The organism is Haloarcula marina, assembly GCF_024218775.1.
GTDB lineage: Archaea > Halobacteriota > Halobacteria > Halobacteriales > Haloarculaceae > Haloarcula > Haloarcula marina.
This window is the reverse complement of sequence record NZ_CP100404.1, coordinates 911730-937897: the sequence shown is the minus strand read 5'-3', so window position 1 is coordinate 937897 and position 26168 is coordinate 911730. Positions and strand designations below refer to the sequence as shown.

At 62.5% G+C, this 26168-nt stretch carries 23 protein-coding genes; 6 read left to right on the top strand and 17 right to left on the bottom strand.

From position 1 onward, the window contains the following. Positions 1-30 precede the first annotated feature (30 nt). From NJQ44_RS04850 to NJQ44_RS04830, 5 genes are all read right to left on the bottom strand, one after another. The gene (locus NJQ44_RS04850) at positions 31-2427 is read right to left on the bottom strand and encodes a methyl-accepting chemotaxis protein (RefSeq protein WP_254273554.1); all 2397 of its coding nucleotides are present in this window, start codon (positions 2425-2427) and stop codon (positions 31-33) included. A gap of 130 nt (positions 2428-2557) precedes the next feature. Further along, positions 2558-3460, bottom strand: coding sequence for an ABC transporter permease (locus tag NJQ44_RS04845; protein ID WP_348533079.1), 903 nt, complete (start codon positions 3458-3460; stop codon positions 2558-2560). Between the two features lie 92 nt (positions 3461-3552). Beyond that, on the bottom strand, positions 3553-5100 hold the full coding sequence (locus NJQ44_RS04840) for a sugar ABC transporter ATP-binding protein (RefSeq protein WP_431357791.1): 1548 nt from the start codon (positions 5098-5100) through the stop codon (positions 3553-3555). A 41-nt stretch (positions 5101-5141) separates the two neighbouring features. Beyond that, positions 5142-6470: a sugar ABC transporter substrate-binding protein gene (locus NJQ44_RS04835; protein ID WP_254273551.1), complete on the bottom strand. Its 1329-nt coding sequence runs from the start codon at positions 6468-6470 to the stop codon at positions 5142-5144. 187 nt (positions 6471-6657) lie between these two features. Further along, the gene (locus NJQ44_RS04830) at positions 6658-7434 is read right to left on the bottom strand and encodes an SDR family NAD(P)-dependent oxidoreductase (protein WP_254273550.1); all 777 of its coding nucleotides are present in this window, start codon (positions 7432-7434) and stop codon (positions 6658-6660) included. A 240-nt stretch (positions 7435-7674) separates the two neighbouring features. Here NJQ44_RS04830 and NJQ44_RS04825 point away from each other — a divergent pair, with 240 nt between their 5' ends. Both NJQ44_RS04825 and NJQ44_RS04820 read left to right on the top strand, forming a co-directional pair. Further along, entirely contained in the window at positions 7675-8529 is an 855-nt protein-coding gene (locus NJQ44_RS04825) for a beta-keto acid cleavage family enzyme (protein WP_254273549.1), read from the top strand. Between the two features lie 428 nt (positions 8530-8957). After that, positions 8958-9728: an IclR family transcriptional regulator gene (locus NJQ44_RS04820; RefSeq protein WP_254273548.1), complete on the top strand. Its 771-nt coding sequence runs from the start codon at positions 8958-8960 to the stop codon at positions 9726-9728. Positions 9729-10048: 320 nt separating this feature from the next. Here the strand turns inward: NJQ44_RS04820 and NJQ44_RS04815 are convergent, their stop codons facing one another. Further along, entirely contained in the window at positions 10049-10825 is a 777-nt protein-coding gene (locus tag NJQ44_RS04815) for an IclR family transcriptional regulator (protein ID WP_254273547.1), read from the bottom strand. 494 nt (positions 10826-11319) lie between these two features. On the opposite strand from NJQ44_RS04815, the gene NJQ44_RS04810 reads away from it, so the two are divergent. From NJQ44_RS04810 to NJQ44_RS04800, 3 genes are all read left to right on the top strand, one after another. Further along, on the top strand, positions 11320-12378 hold the full coding sequence (locus NJQ44_RS04810; protein WP_254273546.1) for an amidohydrolase family protein: 1059 nt from the start codon (positions 11320-11322) through the stop codon (positions 12376-12378). After that, positions 12378-13151 carry an iron-sulfur cluster assembly protein gene (locus tag NJQ44_RS04805; RefSeq protein WP_254273545.1) on the top strand — a complete coding sequence of 258 codons (774 nt, stop codon included), beginning with the start codon at positions 12378-12380 and terminating at the stop codon, positions 13149-13151. The genes NJQ44_RS04810 and NJQ44_RS04805 overlap by 1 nt, the downstream gene beginning before the upstream one ends. A gap of 164 nt (positions 13152-13315) precedes the next feature. Continuing rightward, positions 13316-14356 (top strand): NAD(P)-dependent alcohol dehydrogenase, encoded by a 1041-nt coding sequence (locus tag NJQ44_RS04800; RefSeq protein ID WP_254273544.1) that lies wholly within the window; start codon positions 13316-13318, stop codon positions 14354-14356. Positions 14357-15014: 658 nt separating this feature from the next. Here the strand turns inward: NJQ44_RS04800 and NJQ44_RS04795 are convergent. From NJQ44_RS04795 to NJQ44_RS04770, 6 genes are all read right to left on the bottom strand, one after another. Continuing rightward, positions 15015-15797 (bottom strand): class I fructose-bisphosphate aldolase, encoded by a 783-nt coding sequence (locus NJQ44_RS04795; RefSeq protein WP_254273543.1) that lies wholly within the window; start codon positions 15795-15797, stop codon positions 15015-15017. 90 nt (positions 15798-15887) lie between these two features. Continuing rightward, on the bottom strand, positions 15888-16337 hold the full coding sequence (locus tag NJQ44_RS04790) for a PTS fructose transporter subunit IIB (RefSeq protein WP_254273542.1): 450 nt from the start codon (positions 16335-16337) through the stop codon (positions 15888-15890). Next, positions 16334-18022, bottom strand: a complete 1689-nt coding sequence (gene ptsP, locus NJQ44_RS04785; protein ID WP_254273541.1) for a phosphoenolpyruvate--protein phosphotransferase — start codon at positions 18020-18022, stop codon at positions 16334-16336. The genes NJQ44_RS04790 and ptsP overlap by 4 nt, the downstream gene beginning before the upstream one ends. 2 nt (positions 18023-18024) lie before the next feature. Beyond that, positions 18025-18303, bottom strand: a complete 279-nt coding sequence (locus NJQ44_RS04780; protein WP_254273540.1) for an HPr family phosphocarrier protein — start codon at positions 18301-18303, stop codon at positions 18025-18027. After that, positions 18300-18776, bottom strand: a complete 477-nt coding sequence (locus NJQ44_RS04775; protein WP_254273539.1) for a PTS sugar transporter subunit IIA — start codon at positions 18774-18776, stop codon at positions 18300-18302. The genes NJQ44_RS04780 and NJQ44_RS04775 overlap by 4 nt, the downstream gene beginning before the upstream one ends. A 68-nt stretch (positions 18777-18844) precedes the next feature. Next, entirely contained in the window at positions 18845-19996 is a 1152-nt protein-coding gene (locus NJQ44_RS04770; protein ID WP_254273538.1) for a PTS fructose transporter subunit IIC, read from the bottom strand. Between the two features lie 233 nt (positions 19997-20229). On the opposite strand from NJQ44_RS04770, the gene NJQ44_RS04765 reads away from it, so the two are divergent. After that, a complete protein-coding gene (locus NJQ44_RS04765; RefSeq protein WP_254273537.1) occupies positions 20230-22197 on the top strand; it encodes an archaea-specific SMC-related protein in 1968 nt (655 codons plus the stop codon). Here the strand turns inward: NJQ44_RS04765 and rdfA are convergent. The 5 genes from rdfA to NJQ44_RS04740 all read right to left on the bottom strand — a co-directional run bounded on the left by rdfA (position 22194) and on the right by NJQ44_RS04740 (position 26133). Next, positions 22194-22811, bottom strand: coding sequence for a rod-determining factor RdfA (gene rdfA, locus NJQ44_RS04760; RefSeq protein ID WP_254273536.1), 618 nt, complete (start codon positions 22809-22811; stop codon positions 22194-22196). The two genes, NJQ44_RS04765 and rdfA, sit on opposite strands and share 4 nt — an antisense overlap. A 241-nt stretch (positions 22812-23052) precedes the next feature. Next, positions 23053-23685, bottom strand: a complete 633-nt coding sequence (locus NJQ44_RS04755; RefSeq protein WP_254273535.1) for an HAD family hydrolase — start codon at positions 23683-23685, stop codon at positions 23053-23055. A gap of 1 nt (position 23686) precedes the next feature. After that, positions 23687-24061: a Rid family detoxifying hydrolase gene (locus tag NJQ44_RS04750; RefSeq protein ID WP_254273534.1), complete on the bottom strand. Its 375-nt coding sequence runs from the start codon at positions 24059-24061 to the stop codon at positions 23687-23689. 10 nt (positions 24062-24071) lie between these two features. After that, positions 24072-24914 (bottom strand): SDR family NAD(P)-dependent oxidoreductase, encoded by an 843-nt coding sequence (locus NJQ44_RS04745; RefSeq protein ID WP_254273533.1) that lies wholly within the window; start codon positions 24912-24914, stop codon positions 24072-24074. Between the two features lie 49 nt (positions 24915-24963). Continuing rightward, entirely contained in the window at positions 24964-26133 is a 1170-nt protein-coding gene (locus tag NJQ44_RS04740) for a mandelate racemase/muconate lactonizing enzyme family protein (RefSeq protein WP_254273532.1), read from the bottom strand. Positions 26134-26168 lie beyond the last annotated feature (35 nt).

Genomic DNA, 26168 nt, shown 5'->3' with positions numbered 1-26168 from the left:
ACCCGATTTTCCAGGACCACCACTCGTCGGCTAGAGGTTCAGCGGGTCGTGTTGGAACTGCGTCGCGTACGTCCGTTCGACGGCGTCGAGCGCCCGGTCGTCACGCAGGGCGTCCGGCACTGCGTACTCCGCCGGTTTCTCCGAGCGGTCCCACCCGAGAAGGTCCGTCAGGTCGGACTGGCGAATCGGTTGCATCTCTATCTGCGGGTCCCACCCCTCACCGGACTCGACGACCGACATCTTCCGCCAGTCGTAGGGCATCTCCGCATCGAACACCTCTCGCTTGTACGTCTCCGCGTCGACGACCGGAATCCTGTCGACGATGCCGCGCCATCTATCCGGGTCTTTGACGCACAGCGGCGCGTTGAACGTCATCATCCGCTCGGCCGGTTCGAGAGTGTGTCCGTTGCGGTAATCGTGGACTTTCGCGAGCGACCACGCCGCCTGCCACGGGGCCATGCCGGAGACGGTGGCCGTAATCTCGCCGTTGAGGACTCTGGCTAGCCCCTGTTCGCTCGCGTCGATAGTGGCTATCGGCACGTCGAGTCCGTTTTCCTTGAGCACCGAGAGGCCGCCCTCGGCGATTGAGAGGTTCTGCGCGAAGAAGCCGTCTATCTCGGTTCCGTGTCTGTGAACCAGTTCACCCATCACGTCGGTCGCCACGTGCTTGACGAAGTTCCCCGCCCGGCGTTCGCCGACCAGTTCGATGCCGGGATACTCGCGAAGCGCGCGTTCGACGCCGCTGTTTCGGCCAGCGTTGACGGCCGTCCCGGGATTCCCTTCGATGTGGACGAATCGCCCCTCGCCGCCCATCTCTTCGAAGAGGACTTTCGCCGCGGTGTACGCGTGATTGACGAAGTGGGGAGCGAGATACTGCACGTACTCGTCGCCGGCGTCGTGGGGCGTATACCAGTCAGCGATAGTGACGGCGAGCACTGTCGGGACGCCCGCTTCGACGCACCGTTCGGTGAACTCGACTGACGATTCGTTCGTGTAGGTCTGGCCGACGATGGCGTCGACACCGTTCTGGATTGCGTCCTCGAACTGCTGGCGTTGTGTGTCGACGTCCCCGTCGTTGGCCGCGACGTTGGTCCTGTACCCCAACGCGTCCGCCGCGTTTCGGTAGCCCTTCGCCCACGAGAGCCAGTAGGAGTTGTCGAGGTCGGCGACCGTCCCCATCGACGTGGCCTCGCTGTGGTCGCTCTCGCCACTCGACGAGTTGGCCCGTCGCACCCTCGCTTCGTCTAGTGCGCTGTCCTTCGCTCGGGCCGAGATAGCCTCGTCCGTTTCGTAGCCGTCGACCGCCGAGTCGAGCATGTCGACGTACTGCGTCAGGCGGAGCGAACTGTCGGTAATCTCCGCGGCGGCGTCCGCCTGATTCCTGACCGAATCGGCCACGTCTTCGCCCTGGTCGTTGACCGCTTTGCTCAACGCTGCCACGTCGTCGACGCTCGCGAAGATACGCTGAGCGGCCTCGGCTTGCTGTTCTGCGGCCTCGTTTATCTCCTGGATACCGTGGTTGGTGTCTTCGATGTGGGCGGTGATGTCCGTGAGGGCTTCGAGAGCCGTCTCGATTGTCTCGACGCCGGTCTCGACGTTCGCTTGCATCTGCGTCATATCACCCACCGCCTCGTCGGTCTGGGCCTGTACCTCCTCGACCACCGCGGCAATCTGGTCGGCCGCCGAAATCGTCTCGTTCGCGAGTTCCTGGACGTTGTTCGCGACGACGGCGAATCCCGCACCGGCCTCGCCCGCCCGTGCGGCCTCGATTTTGGCGTTCAGCGCGAGCATGTTGGTCTGGTCTGCGATCTCCGAAATGAGGTCGACGATTTCACCGATCTGGAGGACCTTCCGTTCGAGTTCAGACATCTTCTCGGCCGTCGAGTCGGTGGTTTCGAGTATTTCGTCGACTTCTTCGAGCGCGTCTTTCGCTGCACTGTGTCCCTCCTCGCCACGCCGAAGCGTCTCCGCGGCCGTTTCGGCCACGGTGGCCGAGGAGGCGGAGACCTCTTCGATGCTGGCCGACAGCGACTCCATCTCGACGGCGATTGTATCGAGGCGCTGCTTCTGTTCGGAGGTGTTTACGGCGATGTCTTCGGTCCGCCTGCTCGCGGTGTCGCTGGCGTCTCGGACCGCCCTCGCACCGGTGGCGACCTCCTCACTGGCGTCCGTGAGGACGGCCGCCAACCCGTTCACCTGCCCGACCTGTTGCTCTACCTCGTCCATCACGTCGTTGAACGACGCCGCGAGTGCGGCGATATCCTCGTCGTCGCTCTCCGTTTCGAATCGCCTCGTGAAATCTCCGTTCGCACAGGCGTCCATCACCGCTCGAAGTTCGTCGAGTTCCGCAGCGACGCCGCCAGCATCGTCCGAACCGGCCGTTCCGACGGGACTCTGTGAACCGGAAATCTGCTTATCGCCACCCATGATACTGTCTACTCGTAGCCATACTTAAACATTTACTATAGATAATTATGAATGAAAAGTGAATTTTTCGACAGCCTATCGAGAGGGCAGTCGGGGCGAAAACGGAGACGACAGGTGGGGCGAATCCCGCTTACTTCACGACGTCTATCTTGTCGCGGTCGATGGAGAGTGCGACGGCAGCCACGACGACGAGGCCGAGGATTATCTCCTGGACGAACGAGTCGATACCGAGCAGGTTCATGCCGTTGTTCAGAACCGCGATGACGAGGACGCCCAGTATCGTCCGGTGTGGGCCGCCGACGCCGCCGGTCAGCGCTGTCCCGCCCATGACGATAGCGGCGATGCTGGGGAGCAAGAGGCCGCTCCCGATGTTCGGCGATGCCGAAGAGATCCGTAGCGTCAGTAGCACGCCAGCGATTCCACAGAGCAGTCCAGACAGCACGAACGGGTATATCTTGTATCGGTCGACCTTCGCGCCAGCGAGTTCGACGACGCGCTCGTTCTCGCCGAGCGCGAAACAGTACCGGCCGAACTTGGTCCGGAACGCCAGCACGATAGTGACGCCGTAGATGAGCAGGCCCCAGAGCACGAGGTTGGGAATACCCAGTACGTCGCCGGTCGAGATGGCGCGAATCGCGTCGTTCCGGAAGGTGATGGTGGACCCGCCGGTGATTATCTTCCCGACACCGGCCAGCACCGAGAGCGTCCCGAGCGTGACCAGGAACGAGGGGACCTTCAGTTTCGTGAAGACCAGCCCGTTGAACAGTCCGGCCAGCATTCCCACACCGATCGCCAGCGGGATAGCCAGCAGGCCGAGGCCGAACTCCGCGATTAGGACGACGGTCACGACACCGGTCAGGAGAACGACCGACTCGACCGAGAGGTCGATGCTCTGCTGGAGGATGGGGAAGGTCCCGGCCAGCGCGACCAGTAGCAACGTGACGGCGTTTTTCGCCACGTTATCGAGGAGGTTCGCCTCGGTGAAGAATCGTTCCGTGGTGAACGTGAAGATAACCATCAGCCCGAAGAGCATGACGAACGGCCCGAGGTCTTGAATCCAGTCCTGAAGGGTGCGCTGCTCTCGTTGGTCGGAAATCCACTCTGTGACGGTACTCGTACTCATTGTTAGATCATCTCCTGAATTAGGTCTTCTTCGGTTGGTTTGTTACCGGGCGACGCATCGAACGGCTCGCCGACGAATTCGCCTTTCGCCATCACGGCGATACGGTTCGACATACCGATGACTTCGGGGAGTTCGTCGCCGATGAAGACGATCGAGACGCCCGAGTCGGTCAGTTCGCGGCACAGGCGGTAAACCTCTTCTTTGGCCCCGACGTCGATTCCCCGGGTGACGTTGTCCATCACCAGAACCGGCGTCTCCTGGGCCAACCATCGCGCGATGACGACCTTCTGCTGGTTCCCGCCACTGAGTCCGTGGACCAGTGCGTTCGGTCCCGGAGTCTTGATAGCGAGTTCCTCGATGGCATCGATGGCCGCCTCCTGCTCGGCGTCGAGGTCGAGCAGCGGCAGCCGACCGTTCATGTCCCTGACCATCGCCAGGGAGGTGTTCACCAGGACCGACTGATACAGCAACAGTCCCTCGGATTTCCGGTCTTTCGGGATGTACCCGACGCCAGCGTCGACCATGTCTGAGACCGACGGGTTCTCGAGGGTCGTTCCCTGGACGGCCATCGAACCGCTGGTCAGTTCCAAATCGCCCGCGAGCAGGCGACCGAGACGCTGCTTCCCGGACCCCTCGACGCCGACGATACCGAATATCTCTCCCTCGCGGACAGAGAAGGAAACCGGACCGACCGTCTCCTCGTGTTCGACTGCGTCGACGTCCATCGCCGTCTCGCCGAGGCTCGCCTCGCGGCGCTGGTCGGGGACGCGGTAGTACTCGTCCGCCGTCTCCCGGCCGACCATCGACCGTTGCAGGGAGTCGGTCGTCGCATCGGCCACGTCGGTGACGTCCACCCGCTCGCCGTCCTTGAGAACGTAGATGCGGTCGGATATTTCGAGCACTTCGTCGAGTTCGTGCGAGACGAAGACGAAGGTCGCACGGTCCCGGAGGTCGTTGACGAGGTCGAACAGTATCTCCCGGCCGCTCTCTTCGAGTCCGGCCGTCGGCTCGTCTAAGAGGATGACCGGATTCTCCGATTTCTGGGAGACGTGGAACGCCTTCGCGATTTCGAGCATCTGGCGCTCGTTGAACGTGTAGTTGCTGACCCGCTCGTCGACATCGATGTTGATGCCGAGTTCGTCGACGAACGCTTGGGCCTCCTCGCGCATTCGGTTTTTCTCGAGGACACCGAGGCGCTCTTGCTCCCGTCCGAGATAGAGGTTCTCGTACCCACGGAGGGTCGTGATGACGTCTTGCTCCTGGTGGACGAGAGAGACACCGTAGTTCGCCGCTTCGCGCGGATTGGTGAAGGAGACCGGTTCGCCGTCGACGAAGAGTTGCCCCTCGTCGGCCTGCAGCACGCCCGTCAGGATGTTCAGTAGCGTGCTCTTCCCGGCTCCGTTCTCCCCGACCAATCCGATGACTTCACCGTGGTCGACGGCGAGTGAGACGTCCGCGAGTGCCTGGACGTGCCGGAAGGATTTCGAGATACCCTCCACTCGGAAGCTGTAGTCGCCGTCGGCTGATGGGTCGGTCTGGTCGGTTTCCATCGCGTTCGTGTGTGTCTCGGAGGCCATTGGATTCGGTGTGATTATTTGAGCGGGTTACTAGTAAATTGGTCCTCGTAGAGCGTCGTGATCTCTTCCTGCGTCGCGTCGTCCGTGTAGGCGTCCGGAAGGCTGTAGCCGTCCGGTTTGTCGCCCTCTTTCCAGTCGAGGACCGTCTTCATGTCGTCGAGGTTCATCGGGGACAGGTCGATTTGGGGGTCCCACGCGTCCTCGCCAGCCTCGACCACGGACATCTTCTTCCAGTCGTACGGGGTTTCGCCGTCGAAGATTGCCGTGTTGTACTCGGCCGCGTCGACGACCGGAAGCCGGTCGATGACGTCGCTCCACTGGCTCGGGTCTTTCACACAGACCGGGGCGTTGAACGACATCATCTTCTCGGCGGGGGTGAGCGTGTGGCCGTTGATGTAGTCGTGGCACTTCGCCACGGACCAGCCAGCCTGCCACGGCCCCATGCCCGAGACGGTCCCGGTCATGCGGCCGTCGTCGACGGCCGCGAGGCCGGGTTCGCTGGCGTCGATGCCGACGACGGGCACGTCGATGTCGTTCTCCTCCAGAATCGTGAGGCCGCCGAGTGCGACGGCGTCGTTCTGGCCGAAGAAGCCGTCGATATCGTCGCCGAACTGGGACACCTTGTCGTTCATGACCTGCCGAGCGTCCGAGCGAATCCAGTTCCCGGGCTGTCGATTGCCAGCCATTTCGATGTCCGGGTACTCCTCCATCGCGAGGTCGACGCCCTTGTTCCGGCCGATGTTGGGTGCGGTACCGCGGTTGCCCTCGATGTGGACGAACGTCCCGCTGCCGCCCATCGCCTCGAACAGCATCTTCGCCGCGCTGTAGGCGTGGTTGACGAAGTGCGGCGTGAAGAACGTCACGTACTCGTCACCGGCGTCCTGCGGGACGAACCAGTCGGCGATGGTGACCGCGAGGACACCCGGCGTGCCGCTGCTCGCCAGCGTCTCCGCGAGCGTGATTGCGGCGGCGTTGGTGTACGTCTGGCCGACGATGAAGTCCGAGTTGTTCGACACCGCCGTGTCGAACTGCTGTTGCTGTGTCTGGACCTCACCGTTGTTCGTCTGGACGTTCGTGTCGTATCCGAAGGCCTCTGCAGCCTCTAGGTAGCCTTTCTCCCAGCTGAGCCAGTACGAGTTCTGGCGGTTGGCGATCGAGGCCATCGAAGTCAGCGAGCCACTCCCACCGTCACTGGAACCATCACTGCTGCCGTCACTGCTACCGTCGCTGCTGGTGCCCCCATCGGAACCCGAGGACCCATCGGAACCGCCGTCCGAACTGCCACCACAACCGGCGAGCGAGCCGAGGAGGCCCACGCTACCGGCGGCGGCGAGCCGATTCATAAACGTCCGTCTCGAACCTGAAGGCTGCTTGTTTGACATCCACTTTCACATTCAGACAGGCACTATATATAAGTTTTGTTTATGGACGTTTGGTCGGCGTTCGATGCCGCGATATCGTGCGCAAAGAGGGGTCTAGCGGCGGTTTCCCGTCAGGAGATGCAGCGTGTCACTGGTGGACTGGCGTCGGTCAATACATGATTTTCCCGGCCGAGACGTTGATGTCCTGCCCGGTGATTCGTTTCGACTGTTCCGAACAGAGGTAGCCGACCAGGTCCGCGACGTCCTCCCGTTCGACGAGTTCGCCGCGTGCTGTCTCCCGTTCGACGTCACCTCTGATTTCCTCGTAGGTTCGGCCGGTCTCGGAGGCCTGGCGCTCGAAGACCTTCCGGATGCGAGGCCCCTCAACGGACCCCGGGCAGACAGCGTTGACGTTGATGTTCTCGCCGCCTACTTCGGCCGCCAGCGTCCGCGTCAGTCCGATAACACCCATCTTGCTCGTCGCGTAGGGGGTCCGGTTCGGCAGCGGTCGCTTCCCGGTCACCGAGGCGATGTTGACGATGCGACCGTACGACGCCTGCTTCATCTGCGGGATGACGGCCCGACACATCTGGAAGGGCCCCTTGAGGTTGACGGCGAGCGTCTGCTCCCAATCTTCCGGCTGAACGTCCTCGCAGGGTGCCGTCGGGCCGGCGATACCCGCGTTGTTTACCAGACACTCGATGGACCCGAACTCGTCGAGTACCCAGTCGACCGTACTGCCGACGCTGTCGGCCGAGGACACGTCGGTCTCGACGCCGACGCAGCGCTGACCGGTCTCCTCGACCAGCGTCTCGGTTTCGGCCATCTCGTCGCCATTGAGGTCAGCGACGACGACGTCCGCCCCTCTTCGCGCGAGTTCTACACAGATTGACTGTCCGATACCGCGGGCGCCACCAGTGACGATAGCGGTACTCTCGGGACGCATATCTGGTTTGATTCAGACGAGATATATAAATCTTCCCCACATCGGGGCCGCACAGGCAGAACTGTCGACAGATGAGACGACAGCGTCCAACCCCCACCGGCATCCTGTCTCCCCGCTGTGCTGATTGAGGGGACTCGGCAGCGACTGCTCCCGGGCTTCCGCGCGCGAAACTGCAGTGTGGACCCCGGAGAGAGCGTGCCACCACAAACTCTAAATAATCGTTCCGCGACCATTCGCACGATGCCATACAGCGGGTACGCCGACTACTTCGAGAAGAAGTTGATAATCAGTGTAGCAACGACCGGCGGGCACCACGGGAAAGACGCGAACCCGAATCTGCCGGAGCAACCGGTCGAAGTCGCACAGGACCTCGCGGCCTGTGAGGAGGCTGGCGCGTCCATCGTTCACCTCCACGCGCGGGACGAGGATGGCAAGAAGACGAAGTCCGTCGCGCGGTATCAGGAACTCCTCGACGCCATCGACGAGTACTGCGACGACATCATCGTCAACTTCACCACAGGCGGCGGCGGTATCTACTCCCGCGAGGAACGTATCGCGCCCGTACTCGAAACGGAACCGCGACCGGAGATGGCGACGATGGACCTCGGGCCGATGAACTTCGGGCAGACCCGTACGGCAGAGAACACGCGGGAACAGAACGAGGAGTACGCCGAGCGGATGCGCGAGGCGGGGGTGAAACCGGAACTGGAAGTGTTCAATCCCGGCCACTACCCCGAAATGGAACACCTCATCGACGAGGGCCTGCTGGAGACACCGTATTGGTGTACGCTCATCCTCGGGATGCAAACGGGGACGCCACCACATCCTCGTAACCTCCTGAATCTGGTCGACAATCTCCCGGCCCCGGCCGAGTGGCAGGCGCTCGCGGTTGGCCGTCATCAACTCCCGCTGACGACGATGGCCATCACGCTGGGTGGGCACGTCCGGGTCGGGATGGAAGACAACATCTACTACCGAAAGGGAGAGCTCGCAGAGAGCAACGCCCAGTTCGTCGAGCGCGCCGCTCGCATCGCCGACGAACTGAACCGACCGATAGCGAGTCCCGACGAAGCGCGTGAGATGCTTGGTCTCTGAGGCTCGTTTCGGACATTCAACGTCGTTCGTGTGCTTGTACCGGGAGTAGTGCCAACAGTACCGACGAGACGGAGCATCCTACACGATAAATAATTCCTCTATTCGCACTTCGCGAATTGGGGTGTCGCCGAGCCCCGCAGAGCGCATTTGTTACATCGAAAAACCACAGCATTTTGGATATAGTACAAACATATGTATAAATATACGGCAGACTTGGTTGCAGAATAGGAATCCCACAGTTCATTCACCCAAAATGGACTTTATATGTGGCCACTGTTCCGACGCTGTAGAGCCCCCCAAACCGCATTACAGCAAATACCCCCATGCGATTAGAAAATACAGAGCGCGAAGGCCCCTTGTGACAGAACCACAGCCACGGGTTTTCCCGCAGCAGTGGATTTTATATACCTCGCCGAAAGACCATGTGCATGGGAACCAACACACAATCACGGACGTTGCAGACGACGAAAACCACGCTCGCCGTCGTTAGAGCACTTGAAGAACACGGTGAAGCGCGAGTGACCGAACTCGCCGACGCGCTCGGAATGGCCTCGAGCACGGTCCACAGCCATCTCGCGACCTTAGAAGCAGAAGAGTTCGTCGCGAAAGAGGGCGACTTCTATCGACTCAGTTTCGAGTTCCTCAGACTCGGAACGCACGTGCGTAACCTCCGCGATGAGTACAAGACGGCGCAGTCCTACACCGAACAACTCGCAGAAGAGACGGATTGCCGGGCGGTGTTCGTCGTCGAGGAACACGGCCGCGGCGTGTACCTGTACACGCATTCAGGAAAGCACGCCGTCTGGAGCTATTCGACCGTCGGAAAGCAGGCACCGCTCCACGTCACCGCGAGTGGAAAGGCGATTCTCTCCGAACTACCGCGGCCGCGAGTCGAGGAGATAATCGAGCGCCACGGGCTGCAACCCGAGACGCAGCGGTCGATAACGGACCGCGACGAACTGCTCGACGAACTCGACACGATTAGGGACAGAGGATTCGCGTTCAACCACGAAGAGCAACTCGACGGCGTCAAGGCGGTCGGCGTCCCGGTCGGTGGACCGGACGGCCGAAACATCGGGTCCTTCAGCGTCGCGAGTCCGGCAAAGCGCATGGACGACGAATGGTTCGAGAACGAACTCCCGAACAAGGTTCTCGGAATCGCTAACGAGTTCGAACTGGAAATATCTCTACCCGGATAGCCCGGCAACTGGGGAGCGATTCGGAGCGCGCGATGTACACCCACCACGCCAGCTATAACGAAAATACCATTGTTATTTGATTGGCCGTGTGTCCTCCCCAGCGACTCTCGATAGGTCGTCGCAGGGAGCGAAGATGCGGTGTTTGATGAGCGGTCTGCTGCTGAGTTGCCGCAGTGCTTCACGGAGTGACTGCCGGGAACGCCACGGCGCGTGCCGGGTTCCAAGCCGTCAACGTCACCAAATCGAAGACCCTCACCGACCAGTTCATGTCGATGAACAGTCGCTGGTAGGCCACCCGGTCCTAAATTGCACTACGTCGCTCAGTACTCCTGCAGTTCTAGTTCGATGAGGTTTGCTGCGTCGGAAACCGCCATCGGCAGTTCTTCTGTGAAATATGCCCCCTTCGCGCGGCTCGCAGGGACTGCGACGCTGATAGCACCCCTGATGACCCGGTCATCGCTAGACTCGGGGTGCAAAATTGGGGCAGCCACACAACAGAGTCCGTCCAGTTGCTCCTCTCGGTCGAATGCGACCCCCTCAGAGCGCGCAGTCGCCAGTTCCGATTGCAGCGTTTCGCGGTCGGTGATTGTCTGGTCCGTCGTCGCCGGGAAGCCGTACCGAGCGAAGATGTCGTCGACGCGGCTCTCGTCCATGTGTGCGAGCACAGCTTTCCCGAGTGCATTGTTGTGGAGAGGTTTTCGGTTGCCGATGGTGTCGAAGTTGACCGCACCCTCGCCACGGTTGTCGTAGATGTAGTAGCCCTGCCCGTGCTCTTCGGTCATGAGGATAGACAGCTCGCCAGTCTCATCGGCGAGACGGTCAATCTGTGGCTTGCCAGCCTGGTAGATGTCCAGTTGGTTGACCAGGTCGTGGCCCATTGTGAGGAAGTTCATACTGAGCTGATAGCCGTCGCTCCGCCGAACGACAAACTCGAAGTCCGCCAGTGTCTCGAGGTGGTAGTACGCCGTGCTCTTCGGGAAGTCGAGTTCGGTGGCGATGTCCGTCGCCGATGCGGGCCCGATAGCGGCGACTGTTTGGAGGAGTTCGAGGGTTCGGGCCGAAGCCTCGATGCGCTTTTTCGCCTGATTTTCGCTCATGGACACTAGAACGATCCGAATTGTAATTAATATTCACCCTGATTGAACGCACAGTGACGCCGCGGTCCGAGTAGGCCGGTACCGCTGGTGAGTTACTGACAATATAGATATTACTGGCACGAGCCAGACAGTACTTTCCCGACTGTAGTCGCCAGTTCAGTTACGCATCGGTCCTCGTGGCCGAATGGTGTTGCGGACGTACCTGTCCACTGCGGTCCCACTCAGAAAGAGATTCAACAGCATTGAACTGCGTGTATGGGGGTTGTTCACACCCCGATTATGAATAATCCACCGTACGCACGCGGAATTAGCCGAAAATTTCCTGGAGAAATCGGGATAGCTTCCCGAATAGCCAGTGCCGACGCAAAAGTGCGAGACAATCACCGTTCAACAGCCGTGAATCGGGTATCCGCCGAATTGCGTCTTCTTGGCGCCTCTACCAACCATATCCTTGAGAAAGAATTATTAACAATTGGTACTATGTGGCACACGCGATGTACCAGCAAAACGGCGAAGAGATATTCGTCATCGACGGTCACGTCCACCTCTGGGACGCGCGTGAGGAGAATATCAAACATCAGGGAGGCGAAGAGTTTATTCAGTGTTTCTACGACTATCACACCGGTTTCACACCGGAAGAACGGCAGTGGAGTCTCGAAGAGTACCGCCACTACGGCGCGGAGCGAATGATGACCGACTTCTTCGAGAACGCCGCTGCCGACATGGCCATCTTCCAGCCGACGTACCTCACGGACTTCTACGACGAGGGTTTCAATACGACAGATCAGAACGCGGAACTCGCCGAGGAGTACCCGGAGCGGTTCGTCCTCAACGGCAGTTTTGACCCGCGTGACGGCGAGGAAGGGATGCGCGAACTCGAACGGAAAAAGGAGGAGTACGACATCGAGGGCGTCAAGGTGTACACCGCAGAGTGGCGCGGCGAGTCGAAGGGCTGGCGACTCGACAGCGACGAATCCTTCGAATTCCTCGAAAAGTGTGTTGAGCTCGGTATCGACAAGATACACGCGCACAAGGGGCCCACAATTCGCCCGCTGAACCGTGACGCGTTCGACGTGGCCGATGTTGACGACGCGGCGAGTTCGTTCCCCGAACTGGACTTCGTCGTCGAACACGTCGGCCTCCCTCGCCTCGACGACTTCTGTTGGATCGCCGCCCAAGAACCGAACGTCTACGGCGGACTGGCAGTGGCCGCGCCGATGGCGCAGAACCGCCCTCGAAAGTTCGGCGAGATAATGGGCGAACTGCTGTACTGGCTCGGTGAGGACCGCATCATCTTCGGGTCTGACTACGCCCTGTGGAACCCCGATTGGCTCGTCGAGACGGTGATGAACGCTGAACTCACCGACGAGCAACAAGACGAGTACGGTGTCGAGCTTACAACGGACGTCATGAAGAAGATAATGGGCGAAAACATCGCCGAGCTCTACGACATCGATATCGAGGCGAAGAAAGAACAGTTCCGGACAGACGCAGTCACCGAACAGTTCGGACTGGCCGACCACTACGGCGCCACGGACGCTACGGCAGACTGATGTCGAGTACAACGCAGACGGATACGTCCCCGACGGTCCGTGCGGTTCGTGGACGACTGGACAATGTGACCGACCCCGAACTCGACGAGTCCATCGTCGAGTTGGACTATATCGACGACATCACGGTGAGCGAAACGACAGTCGACGTGACTTTCTCGCTCCCGACGGCGTGGTGTTCGCCAGCGTTCGCCTGGATGATGGCGGCAGACGCCCGCGATGAGGTCGAAGCGCTGGACACCGTCAAACGGGCACGAATTACGCTCCGCGAGCATTTGCACGAGACCGAAATTACCGATGGTATCAACAGTCGCGACACCTTCGGAAGCGTCTTTCCGGACGCTGACGGTGGCGTCGAGAGCATCCGGGCGTCGCTCGACGACAAGGCCCGGGTCGGTCGGCAGTACGACGCGATGAACGAACTGCTGGACGCGGGACTCTCGGAGGTGCAGATAACGCGACTCGTCCGCGGAGACCTTTCACTCGATGACGACGAGGCGGTCGTTTACGTCCGCGATGGCGCGGTGGCTATCCCCGTCGACGGCGAGGTCCTCGCCGACTACGTCGAGAAAGCCGCGGTGTCGGGAGTCTTCAGTTCCGAAGACGACCTGCTGTTTCGGACGCCAGAGGGAGAGCCTATCGACCCCGACCGGTTCGACCTCGTCCACAAGCGGACGCGCCTTGCGAAGGTGAACATGAGCGGGCAAGGCAACATCTGTGACGCGCTCAACGAGGCTCGCTTCGACCCCGACAGACCGGATTCCTACGCGAGGTGAGACCCGCCTTGCGGTGAACGACGAGGGAGCGAGCCCCCTCACGCAGTCGGCCGAAAGCTGACAACAGCGGAATTCTCCCCCACCGGAAGCGATATCTCCGAATCTAGTATCGTTTTGAGCCATCCTTAAATTTATAACTATAGATGAGGAAGGTAGACTGTATCATGCGAGCAGCACGCTTACACGAATACACGCACGACATGAGCGACGGCCTCTCGATCGACGAGGTCGACAAGCCACAGGTATCCGGCGGGTCCGACGTCATCGTCGAAGTAGAGGGCGCCGGCTGGTGCCAGACGGACAACCACATTATCGAGGGAATGTGGGAACAGTACGTCCCACAGCCGCTGCCGATGACACTGGGTCACGAGAACGCCGGGACCGTCGTCGACGTCGGCGACGAAGTCAACATCGTCTCGGAGGGCGACCAAGTCATCTGTCACCCGGTCCAGACCTGCGGTACCTGTCGGCCCTGCCGACAGGGCGAGACGATGTACTGTGAGAACGACGCGTTCAACGGGCTGACGACTGACGGCGGGTTCGCCGACGAACTCCACACGAGCGAGCGGTCGGTTATCCCGCTCCCTGACGGCGTCGACCCGGCCGACATCGCGCCCCACGCCGATGCCGGTATCACCGCCTACCACGCCGCGAAGAAAGCCGTCGACGGACTCAATCCCGGCGACGCCGCCGTCGTGATTGGTGTCGGCGGCCTCGGACACATCGGTCTGCAGTGTGTCGACGCGATGAGCGCTGCCGACATCGTCGCAGTCGACGTCAAGGAGTCCGCGCGTGACCTCGGTTCCGACCTGGGTGCCCGCTACACAATCGACCCGACGAGCGAGGACGTGGCCGAGGAGATCGAGAATATCACGGACGGTGTCGGCGCGGCCCAGGTTCTGGACTTCGTCGGAGCCGACGAGACCACCGCACTCGCACCCGACATCTGTGCCGCGGGTGGCGACCACTACATCATCGGCTACGGCGGCCACATCCACGAGCCTGCACAGGCACTCGTCAACGGCGAGTTTGCCTACCAAGGGAACATCGTCGGCCGCTACGCCGAACTGCAGGAACTGGTCGCGCTGGTCGAGCGCGGCGAGGTCGATCTCCACACCACCCGGTACGACCTCGAAGACGTCAACGATGTCGCCCAGAAGCTAGAGGACCGCGAGATAGACGGCCGCGCCGTCATTACTCCGTAGATTACCAAGATTCCCGTCGGTCGGTCGCAAGCGGTGTCGACCACACCGCTCCAACGAGAGTGGAGTCGCAATCCACGACTTCGTCTGTGCGTCTCAGAGAGCACTACTCGAGCGGCGCTCGGAGGACGCCAATCGGTTCCGAACGAGAGACGACGTGTGTGCCATCGGCCACCGCGACTCTCTCCCGGCGTCCAGAAGGGGACGGCGGTTCTGCTGTCGGTGATTTCATTTTCATAGATAGTTTGTCGGTATCGAGAGCCATATACTCTAATTTTTGACTATATAGGGCATCTATGAGTTTTTTATGCGCCAATATCCCCAAATAGACATACTCTCCATAGAAAGACCCCTCGTTATCGAACTCAAGCACTCAACTATACTTGTCGAATTCAATTTTGTTAGTATCTGCCGGTTCTGACAATTCCGATAGGACCCGGCGTACGAGATGTCGATACCCGAGAGCCGTCCGTCGTCGACTCGGAGCCAATTGCCGCGAACGAACGCGGGTCGTACGCCTCGAAACGGGTCGCGAGGTTCGCGACACCGGCGCTAAGTATCCCGAACGGCACGTCGTCCGCTCGAAAGCAGCCGAGTACCGCCTTCGCTCCCGCTTTCGGCTTGACCGCGGCGACCGCTGTCTGCACCTCGTCGTTAATGCCTACAGCACGTCGTCGACGGCGGCTTCCTCGAAGACGACTTCGTCGAGTTTGTCGAGGATGTCGTAGGGGTCATCGCGCTGCCAGACGTTCCGGCCGACGGCCAGCCCCGAGACGCCCACGTCCATGCAGTCCGCGACGAGTTCGAGGAAGTCCCGGTCCGAGGCCTTCGACCCGCCCGAGAGGAGGATGCGGTTGTCGGCGGCGGCGTCGACGGCGTGGGCCATCGCTTCCTTGCTCCGCGGGTACTTCACCTTCGTGAAGTCAGCGCCGAGTTCGAGGCCGATGCGGGCGGCGTAGGCGATGATGTCTCGCGTCCGGTGGTCCTTGATGGCCTGTCCGCGCGGGTACGACCACATCGCGATGGGCAGGTCGTGTTCGCGGGCGGCCTCCTGGACCGGTCGGAAGTCCTCGAACATCTCTGGCTCTTTGTTCACGCCGGGGTAAATCGTATAGCCGATGGCGTCCGCACCGAGTTCGGCGGCGTAGTCGACGGACCAGTTGTGCGCCGAGTACGGGTCGCCCATCCAGAGGTCGGACCCGCCGTTGAGTTTCGCCAGCAGGTTCACGTCGTCCTCGTAACTCGGATAGTACGTCTCGGCGAGGCCCTTGCCGACGGCGAGGGCGGTGACGGCGTCGTGGGTCGCCATCTCGAACACTTCGCGCGGGTCGAGTCGCTCCTCGACGCCACTGAACTGCTTCGGGCCGTGTTCGAGGCCGTGGTCGTGAGCGAGGACGAGTGTCTTGTCGTTGCGAACGAGCGGTGAATCGGTGAGGTCGTGCATGGTGTCGGTGTGGTGTCTGGGTTCGGTGTGGTTGCTGCGGTAGCAATGGCGAGACGTAGTCGGCTACGTCGGGGGAATCGTCGGACGCGTTCAGCCGAGCAGTTTCTTCAGTTGTGCGACGAGTCCTTTCGAACGGTCGCCGCCGCGCCGACGCTGCGGTTCGTCACCGCTCGCGTCGCTGTGGTCGCCGGTTTCGGCGGGTTCGTTCGACTGTGAGGCGTCCGTTTCGCCGTCGCCGCCAGCGACATCGACGGCTTCGGCAAGCAGGCCCTCGACGTCGTTGACGGCCGATTTGACGGTGCCTTTGACAACCGGCACGTCGTCGAAGCGGTCCTGACTGACGGCCGTGTCGGCCGCGATGATGACGGCGTCGGCGTCCGCGATGTCGGCCGCGGAGAGTTCGTTCTCCGCGCCCATCGCGCCCTGTATCTCGACTTCGATGTCGTGGCCCTGCTCTGCGGCGGTCTGTTCTAAGTTCTCTGCTGCCATCTGACTGTGTGCGATGCCCGTCGGGCACGCGGTTACTGCGACGAAGTTCATGTGTCGTGAATCGTGTTCTGGACTGCACTGCGCGTTGCGGCGAGACGAGCGCTGTCGGCACGCTCGCTCGCGGTACTGTACGCCGTTTCGGCGACTGCGGTTTTCACGTCGGGGATGGTGACGGCGCTCATGCTGAGTTCGTCCAATCCGAGGCCGACGAGCAGTTCCGTCAGGTCCGGATTGCCAGCCATCTCGCCGCACATCCCGACCCACGCGTCTTCCTCGTGGGCCGCCGTGACCGCGCGGTGAATCGCCCGGACGACGCCCGGATGCGTCGGGTCGTGGAGGTCGTCGACGCGTTCGTTCTCGCGGTCGGCGGCCATCACGTACTGGGTGAGGTCGTTCGTCCCGATGGAGAGGAAGTCGACGCGCGCCGCCAGTTCGTCGGCCACGAACACGGCGCTGGGCGTCTCGACCATCACGCCCATCGACGGGCGCTCGTAGTCGACACCCCGGTCGTCGAGGTCGGCCGCGGCCGCGTCGACGGCGTCGAGCGCCGCGTCGAGTTCGTCGACGGTGGCGACCAGCGGGAACATGACGGCGAGTTCGCCAGCGCCGTCGGCCGTCGCTCGGAGGAGCGCACGAAGTTGCGTCCCGAAGAGGTCCGAGTCCGGGTCCAACGAGCGCCGAATCCCGCGCTCGCCGAGGAAGGGGTTCGATTCCTCGGGGAGGTTGAGGTAGGGGATGCGCTTGTCGCCGCCGATGTCGAGCGTGCGGACGACGACGCGACCGTCGGGGAACGTATCGAGCGCCTCGCGGACGGCCTCGTACTGCTCGTCCTCCGAGGGGGGCGACTCCCGGTCGAGGAAGAGGAACTCGGTTCGGAACAGGCCGACGCCGTCCGCGCCGCGGTCGGCGGCCGCCGCCAACTCCTCGGTGCGGCCGACGTTGGCCGCGACTTCGACGTGACGGCCGTCGGTCGTCTCGACGGCTTTCTCGACGACTGCCGCCCCGGTATCGGCGGCGGCGGCCTCGCGTTCGGCCCCGTCGGGGCCGACCAGTAGCGTTCCGGCGTCGCCGTCGACGACGACTTCGGCCCCTTCCGAGACATCGTCCAGCGCGTCACCGACGCCGACGACGGCGGGGAGCGCCAGCGACCGGGCGAAGATAGCCGCGTGCGAGGTGCGGCCGCCGGTCACCGTCGCGAACCCGGCGACGGTCTCGGGGTCGAGTTGCGCCGTGTCGCTGGGAGTCAGCCGTTCGGCGAGGACGACGCTGCCCTCGGGGAGGTCCCCGAGGTCGACGCGCTCGCCGTCGGTCAACACTCGGAGCAGTCGGTCGCGAACGTCTCGCAGGTCGTCCGCCCGTTCGGCCATCCGACCGTCCATGCCCTCGAACTGCTCGATGTGGTCACCGAAGGCGTCGTCGACGGCGTTCGCGGCGGGGAGTCCGTCCGCGATACCGGTCTCGACGGCGTCCGCGATGGTCGGGTCTTCGAGGAACTTGACGTGCGCGTCGAAGACGGCGGCCTCCTCCTCGCCGACGCGGTCGGCGGTCGCCGCACGTTCGGCTTCGAGTTCGGCGCGAGCGGTCTCGACGGCGTCCTCGAACCGAGCGGTCTCGGCCGCGCGGTCGACGCTCGCGTCGTCGGGGTCGGGGAGCGATATCTCCGGGTCGTACCAGACGACGGTTCCGAGGCCCGACCGCGGCGTCGCGCCCGTTCCGTTGAGGGTTCGGTCGGCCATCGTCAGGCGCTCAGTTCCTCCTCGGGCGTGGTCAGTATCCGTTCGAGTTCGTCCAGTACGGCCTCGGCGTCCGGGCCGTCGGCGACGAGGTGGAGTTCGTCACCCTGTCCGACGCCGAGGCTGGTGACGGCTATCATACTCCCCGCCTGCACGGGGTCCTCGCCGGATTTGGCGGCCGACACCTCGGCCTCGTGGTCGGTGACGGCCTCGACGAAGGCCGCCGCCGGGCGGGCGTGGAGTCCCGCTTCGGGGACGATTTCGACGGTGCGTTCGAGCGTCATGCGATTGCCTCCCGGAGCGTGGCCTGCACGGCCGCCTCGTCGTCGGCCTCGTGGAGGCGGTCGCGGATGTCGTCGTGCATCAGCGCGCGTGAGAGCGAACTGAGGATGGTGAGGTGGTCCTCGCCGCCCGCCTCCGGGACGAGTATCATGAAGACGAGTGTCGCGGGTTCGCCGTCCATCGACCCGAAGTCGACCCCGGATGTCGAGCGCGTGAACGCGAGCGAGGATTCGCTGACTGCGTCGGTCTTCGCGTGGGGGATACCGATGCCCATGCCGACGCCGGTGGTCGTCTGCTCCTCGCGGGCGAGCAGGGCGTCGAGCGCCGTCTGCCGGTCGTCGACCCGGCCGGACTCGACCAGCAGGTCGAGCAGGTGTTCGATGCACGCCTCCTTCTCCGCGGGCGGTTCGGTCAGCGAGATGTGGCTCGCCGGAATCAGTTCCTCGACGTCGTCGTGTGCGATTGCGTCTGCCATTGTGTTGGTGTAACGGGTTCGGATGTGACTCTGTGTGTGGGTGCTAGCTGTCCGCTGTGTCCGTGTGTTCAGTCGTTAGTCGGCTGTGCGTTGCCCGCCGAGCGTTCGGCTTCGATGCGGTCCTCGAAGTCGGGCTTGATGACCGTCGCGACAGTCGCGGTGACCAGCGACCCGAGGAGGATGCACCCGACGAACACCAGGGGCTTGTTCGACAGCAGGATGACGAAGACGCCGCCGTGGGGGGCGGGCATCGTGACGTTCATGGCCATCGAGAGCGCGCCGCCGACGGCGCTGCCGGCGACGACGGACGGGATGACGCGGAGGGGGTCGGCGGCCCCGTACGGAATCGCGCCCTCGGTGATGAACGAGGAGCCGAGAACGACACCGCTCTTGGCGTTCTCGTACATCTCGGCCGCGTACTTGTGCGGCGCGATGAAGTTCGAAATCGCCATGCCAATCGGCGGGACCATCCCGCCGATCATCACGGCCGCCATCGGCGCGTAGATGCCCTCGGTGATGAGACCCGTCGAGAAGACGTAGGCCACCTTGTTCACGGGACCGCCCATGTCGAAGGCCATCATCCCGCCGAGGATGAGGCCGACGACGATGGCCTGCCCGCCCTGCATCGACTGCAGGAAGCCGGTGAGGCCCTGATTCGCGAGTGCGACGGGCACGCCCAGTACGAACAGCATGATGGGAGTGAGGACGGCCATGGTCGCCACGGGGATGATGAGGACCGGCATCATCGGCTGGATGAATCCCGGAACGTCGCGGCTCTTGAACCACCGCGCGACGTAGCCAGCCAGCAACCCGGCGACGATTGCACCGAGGTAGCCCGCTCCCGCGCCGCCGCCGGAGAGGCCGATGACCCCGGCCGCCTGTTCGATGACGGTTCCCTGCTGGAGGATGTACGCCAGCAGGAAACCGGGTGCCAGCCCCGGACGGTCCGCGATGGCGTACGCGATGTAGGCACCGAGGATGGGGACCATGATGGTCAGACCGGCGACCCCAATCTGTGCCAGGAACCAACCGGCCGACCCGGTGTTGTCGAAGACGGCCTGCGTATCCCCTATCGCGTACGCGACGGCGAGGAAGATACCGCCGATCGTAACGAAGGGAATCATGAACGACACCCCAGTCATCAAGTCCTCCTTGACGGAGGTGACGTGAGCGCGTAGTTTGCTTTCGATTGTGTTGCGTTCTGACATTGTGAGCGACATCGCCAGCTACAGCCATAGTTGTACATAAAGATTGTCGATAGTGATTGTTTTAGTCCGTATTTGCACAGTAACAGCGGCCCGATGATTGTATGTGAGTGGCGTGGGTGGCGAGAAGACGGTTAACTAACAGACATAGGTCTGTTATCTTAGTGACTCGCCCAGACACAGCGACCACGCCGACTCGCCAGTGCGCACCCCCAGTGTTTATGCAGACGACTCGCGCAGGTACACGTATGGACTCGGTCACGGCTAGCGGCGACCATGCCACGTTCGACGTCGAGCGAATCGGTGGTATCGAGTCCGCGACCGTCGAGATACCGCCGGGCGTCACCGTACTCGCTGGCCGGAACGCGACGAACCGGACCTCCTTCCTCCAGGCGATTATGGCCGCACACGGGAGCGACTGGACGACCGTCAAAGGGGACGCCGACCGCGGACAGGTCGAGCTGTCGCTGGGCGAGGAGACGTACACGCGAACGCTCACCAAGACCGAAGACGGCGTCGTCGGGTCGGGAACGGGCGTGCTGTCGGACCCGACGCTGGCGAACCTGTTCGCCTTCCTGCTCGAGGACAACGAGGCCCGACGGGCGGTCGTCCGCGGCGACGAACTCCGAGAACTCATCATGCGTCCGGTCGACCTCGAACAGATACGTCGCGAGATACGCGACGCCGAACAGCGCAAAGCCGCTATCGACGACGACCTCGACGACATCGCATCGCGCAAACGGGAGTTGCCCGAACTCGAACAGCGCCGAGAGACGCTCCGCGAGAACGTCGCCGACGTTCGAGACGAACTCCGGTCCGTCGAAGCGCGAATCGACGACCGGACGCTCGACGTCGAGATTACGCGACAGAACAAGAACGAACTGGAGACGGCACTCGACGAACTGCAGGCGACGCGGTCGGAACTCAAGCACGTCAGAGACGAGATTCAGTCCGAACAAGAGAGCATCTCTGCGTTACGCGACGAACGCGGAAACCTCGCGGCGGAACGGGCCAGTCTCACCGACGCGCCGAAAGACGAGCTAGATGAAATCAAGGCCAAGCTTACCGACCTCCGGGAACGGAAACGCGACCGTTCCGACTACACCACCCGATTGCAGAACGTTATCAAATTTAACGAGGAACTACTCGCCGGAGAACACACGCAGATTACCGAGGCCATTCAGGCGAAACCCGAAAGCGTCGGCGACATCACCGACCGACTCTACCAGGGGTCGAAGACGACCTGCTGGACCTGCGGGTCGCGAGTCAAACAAGCGCGCATCGAAGCCACGCTGGACGCGATGCGGACGCACCGACGCGAAACGATAGCCGACATCGAAGCTATCGAAGCGGAAATCGAGGACCTGGTCACGGAGCGGGACGCCGTCGCCGAAACGCTCACCCGTCGCCAGAAACTGACCGAGACGCTCGACGAACTCGACGCGGAAATCGAGCAGCGACAATCGACCGTCAGCGACCTCCGAGAGCGGCGCGACAACCTGTCCGACCGCGTCGTCGAACTCGAAGCTAAAGTGTCCTCGCTCCGGTCCGCGGAGTTCGACGAAGTCCTCGACCTCCACACCGAGGCCAACGAATTGGAGTTCGAACTCGACCGACTCGAATCGGAACTGGACGACCTGAACGACGAAATCGACGAAATCGAGGCCGAGATCCGTCGGGAGGAATCGCTGGTCACACAGCGCGAGGAGGTGGTCTCGGAACTCATCGACCTCCGGACCCGAATCGACCGACTGGAGAGCGAGGCGACCGAACAGTTCAACGAGCGGATGGACGACCTGCTGGACATCCTCGGCTACGACAACCTCGAACGAATCTGGCTCGAACGAACCGACCAGCCCACCGACACCGTCGACACCATCGCGCCCGACGACGTCATCGAGGGGTCGAACTTCGAACTGCACATCGTCCGGAGTTCCGAAGGCGGCACGGTGTACGAAGACACCATCGCCCACCTCAGCGAGAGCGAACGCGAGGTCACCGGACTGGTGTTCGCGCTCGCGGGCTACCTCGTCCACGACGTTCACGAACGGGTCCCGTTCATGCTGTTGGACTCGCTGGAAGCCATCGACGCGGAACGAATCGCGTCACTCGTCGACTACTTCGCCGAGTATCCCACCTATCTCGTCGTCGCCCTCCTCCCAGAAGACGCACGGGCACTCCGCGACGAGTACCACCGCGAGACCCGCATCGGTTAGTTCCGCTCGCAGTTACACCCGCCGCGACGGAGGAGGTCACCGACGCTGTACTGCCCACCACAGTCCTTGCAGAGAATCTCGACGCTGACGAATACCCGGTACTCGCCCAGCGAGAGGCGACCGGCACTCCGTAACCGGTCGACGCTGTCTTGCACCACGGTTTCGACGCGCGATTGGAGTCGGTCGATGCCGGTCCGCTCGCGTTCGACCTGTTCGGTCTCGTCCTGTTTCTGGTAACTCGCGCCGCGGACGTTCGTGAGATAGTGGCGAATCGCCTGGTACGTGACGAAATCAGACTCCAGACCGTCCACGTCGACGCCCTCCCGTTCCAGTCGATTCCGGGCTTCGACACGCTGGCCCGCGCTCACTTCGTCGTCGGTCAGCAGTCGATAGAAGTTCGCCGGTTCTCCGTCGACGACGTCCATCTCCGCATCTCGGATTGTCGCGACGAGAAGTGCGCGGTTGAACCGGTCGGCCAGCGTGCGGAGGCTCTGTCGCTCCCGATTCTCCCCGGTCCACGCCGCTTCGAGTTCAGCACCGATATCCTGTAGTCCGTATTCTTCGAGCAGTCGTTCGACCTTCGACTGCCTGTGTGTGTCGGAATCCGACCCCATTATCGACTGCACGGTATGTCTCGCTAAGTCAGTTGTGCAGACTGACGGCGCGAGTTCTGAACCATGACGAACTGGGGAAGAAGAGAGGCGGAGTATTGCAGAACACATCCTTTGTAAAGCCGTTCCCGGACTCGGAGTCGCTGTACAGGGCGTGAGTAAGCCGCTCACTCAGAGGGGACTCTGTACCCAACTATACACACGAGTGGTATATCCTAATCCAAAGAAAACAATCTATGCTCGCTCAGACGTATTTTGTAGATATATCTTCCAGATTTTGCGATTCTACAACAGTATCTGCCGCGTCCACGGCGGCATCCGGAACTCTATCATCAGGATCGAACAACACAGCGGTATCGGCCTCGATAAACGCCTCGGTATCCGTGTGCGAGTCGCCGACGTACGAGATGTCGATGCCCGCGTGCTGTTCGCGAATGGTCCGCAGGATTTCACCCTTTTCGTTGGGGCCGACGCCGACGTCGATACCCGAGAGTCGTCCGTCGTCGAATCGGAGCCAGTTGCCGCGAACGAACGCGGGGTCGTACGCCTCGAAACGGGTCGCGAGGTTCGCGACACCGGCGCTGAGTATCCCGAACGGCACGTCGTCCGCTCGGAGAGCGGAGAGTACCGCCTCCGCTCCCGCTTTCGGCTTGACGGCGTCGACCGCACGGTCGATGTCCGCTGCCGTGACGCCTTCGGCAATCCACGTCTCGACCGTCGACCGACACCACTCGTCGAACGTGATTTCCCCGGCGTCGAAGCGGTCCATCAGCACCTCACCCTGCGGCGTCGTCCCGTAGAGGGTATGCAGCAGTTCGAAGCCGCCGCGCTGTCGCGTGAGCGTCCCGTCGAGGTCGAAGACGACTAGCCGGTCCATGTTACCGCTCTGCGACGACCTCGATTTCGACGTCGATATCGACGGGCAGTTTCACCACTTCGACGGCGCTTCGCGCGGGATACGGCGGCGACATGAGTTCGCCGTATACGTCGTTCACCTCGTCGTAGTACCGCATGTCCTTGACGAACACCGTCGCTTTCACCACGTCGTCGAGCGAGGCACCGCCAGCCTCCAGGACGGCCTCGATATTTTCGAGCGTGCGTCGGGTCTGCTCGCCGGGCGTCCCGGGAACCACCTCGCCGGTGTCCGGGTCGACCGGTCCCTGTCCGGAGACGTAGATTCGGTCGCCGCTCGCGATGCCTTGGGAGTACGGGCCGATACTGTCGGGGGCGTCGTCTGTCGTTAGTTCTTCCATGGGTCGTGACTCAGTTGCTCGTCGGTTGTTCGTCCGCGTCGTAGATTTCGTTGAGGAACGAGGTCGGGAGGCTGGTCGTCAGGCCGCCGTCGAGAACGAGGTTCTCGCCGGTGACGAAACTCGACATCCCGGAGGCGAGAAACAGCGTCGTGTCCGCGACTTCCCGCGGCGTCCCGAACCGACCGAGCGGGTACTGGTCGAGCCACCGCTCGCGTGCGCTCGTCTCGCCGGTTCGGCCTTCGGTGTCTGCCATCTCCTCGCGCCTGTTTTCCGTCTCGATGGTGGCCGCCGAGATGACGTTCGAGCGGATACCGTGTTGCCCGTAGTGGGCGGCGATGTTCCGCGACAGCGCCAGCAGGCCGCTCTTGGCCTCGGAGTAGCCGGAGTGTCCGATGCCGAACAGGCCGTTGACCGAGCCCATGTGTATCATCGACCCGCCGCCTGCGGCGACCATCGCCGGGAGCACTTCCTTGCTCAGGAGGAACTGGCTCTTCAGGTTCAGGTCGACCATCCACTCGAAGGTGTCCTCGTCACAGCGGTGCAGCAGGTTCGCCGACTCGTCGGCCCCGCCGGCGTTGTTCACGAGGACGCGAATCTCTCCGAACTCCTCGACGGTCGTATCGACGAGGTCACGGACCGCGTCGCGGTCGGTCACGTCGCACTCGACCGGGACGACTCGGCCGTCGTGTTCCGCGTTCAGTTCCGTCGCGACGGCATCGACGTCTTCGTAGGTGCGCGAGCAGACGACGACGTCGCCGCCCGCCTCGGCGAACCGGGCCGCGATTTCGCGGCCGATGCCCCGAGACGCGCCGGTGACGATAGCTGGTCGGTCGGCGAGCGATAGCTCTACCATGACGATAGCACCCACGACGGCCGCCCTATTGAACGTTGTTCTTGTCGGTTCATGAGATGCGGTAGGTTTCGACTGCGTCGGTGTCGACGGTGATACCCAGGCCGGGGCCGTCCGGGGCCGGGAGGCACCCGTCGGTCACGTCGAAGGGTTGTTCGATGACGTCGGCTTCCCAGCCGTAGTACGTCGAGTCCGGCGGCAGGGAGAAGCCCGGAATGCCGGTGAACGCGTGGAGGATGGCGGCCGTCCGAATGCCAAGGTCGAACGCGCAGTGGTGCGTGAACGGGACGCCCGCGTCTTCCAGCACGGCGGCCTGCTGGCGAATGCCGCTGATACCGCCCGCTGGCGTCAGGTCGATGACGCCGACGTCCATCGCCCCGGCCTCGACGAGCGACTGGATGTTGTGCGAGATGTAGGTGTCCTCGTTCGGCGCAATCGGCTGGCGAAGCCGCTGGCGGAGTCGCGCGAGCGACGTGTGCGAGTCCACCCGAATGGGTTGCTCCATGTACTGCAGGTAGATGTTCTCGTCTTCGAGCATTGCGCCGACGCGGACCGCTTGGTCGAGCGTCCAGCCCTGGTTCGGGTCGAGGCGGAACTCCAGTTGGCCGTCGACTTCGTCGTGCATCGCTTTGATGCGCTCGACGTCCTGTCGCCAGTCCCGGCCCGCCTTCGTCTTGAGGACCGAGAAGCCCGCTTCGAGCGCTTCGCGGGCCTTGACGCGAGACTCCTCGGGCGAGAGGATGCCGAGACAGAACGCGATGGGGACGGGCCCCGGCGCGGTGCTGTCGCCGTCGACGCTCTGCCGGTGCTGCTGGGAGCCCTGTGTCGGGGCGGTCCACCCGCCGAGGAGTTCGTACACCGGCCGGTCGAGGGCCTTCCCCACGATGTCCCAGCAGGCCGTCTCGACGGCCGCGAAGAACATATCGACGTTCGTGTACTCGACGAACACCTGTCGACGGAGGCGCTCGATTTCGAACGGGGACTGGCCCCGAACCATCGGGCCGACGCCGTCCTCGATTATCGACTCCGTGGCCGCCGGGGAGAGGAACACGCGCATCTCCCCCCAGCCGCTGATTCCCTCGTCGGTGTCCACGCGGACGAGCACTCGCTCCATCGACTCTAACTCCCCGTGATTGGTGACGTACGGGCCAATCCCGAGGTGGTCGTCTAACTCGGCCAGCGGTACGTCTACAGTTACCGCTGACACGTCGGTTATCTCCATGTACTGTCGTGGTCCGGGAACGATAATCAAAGTAC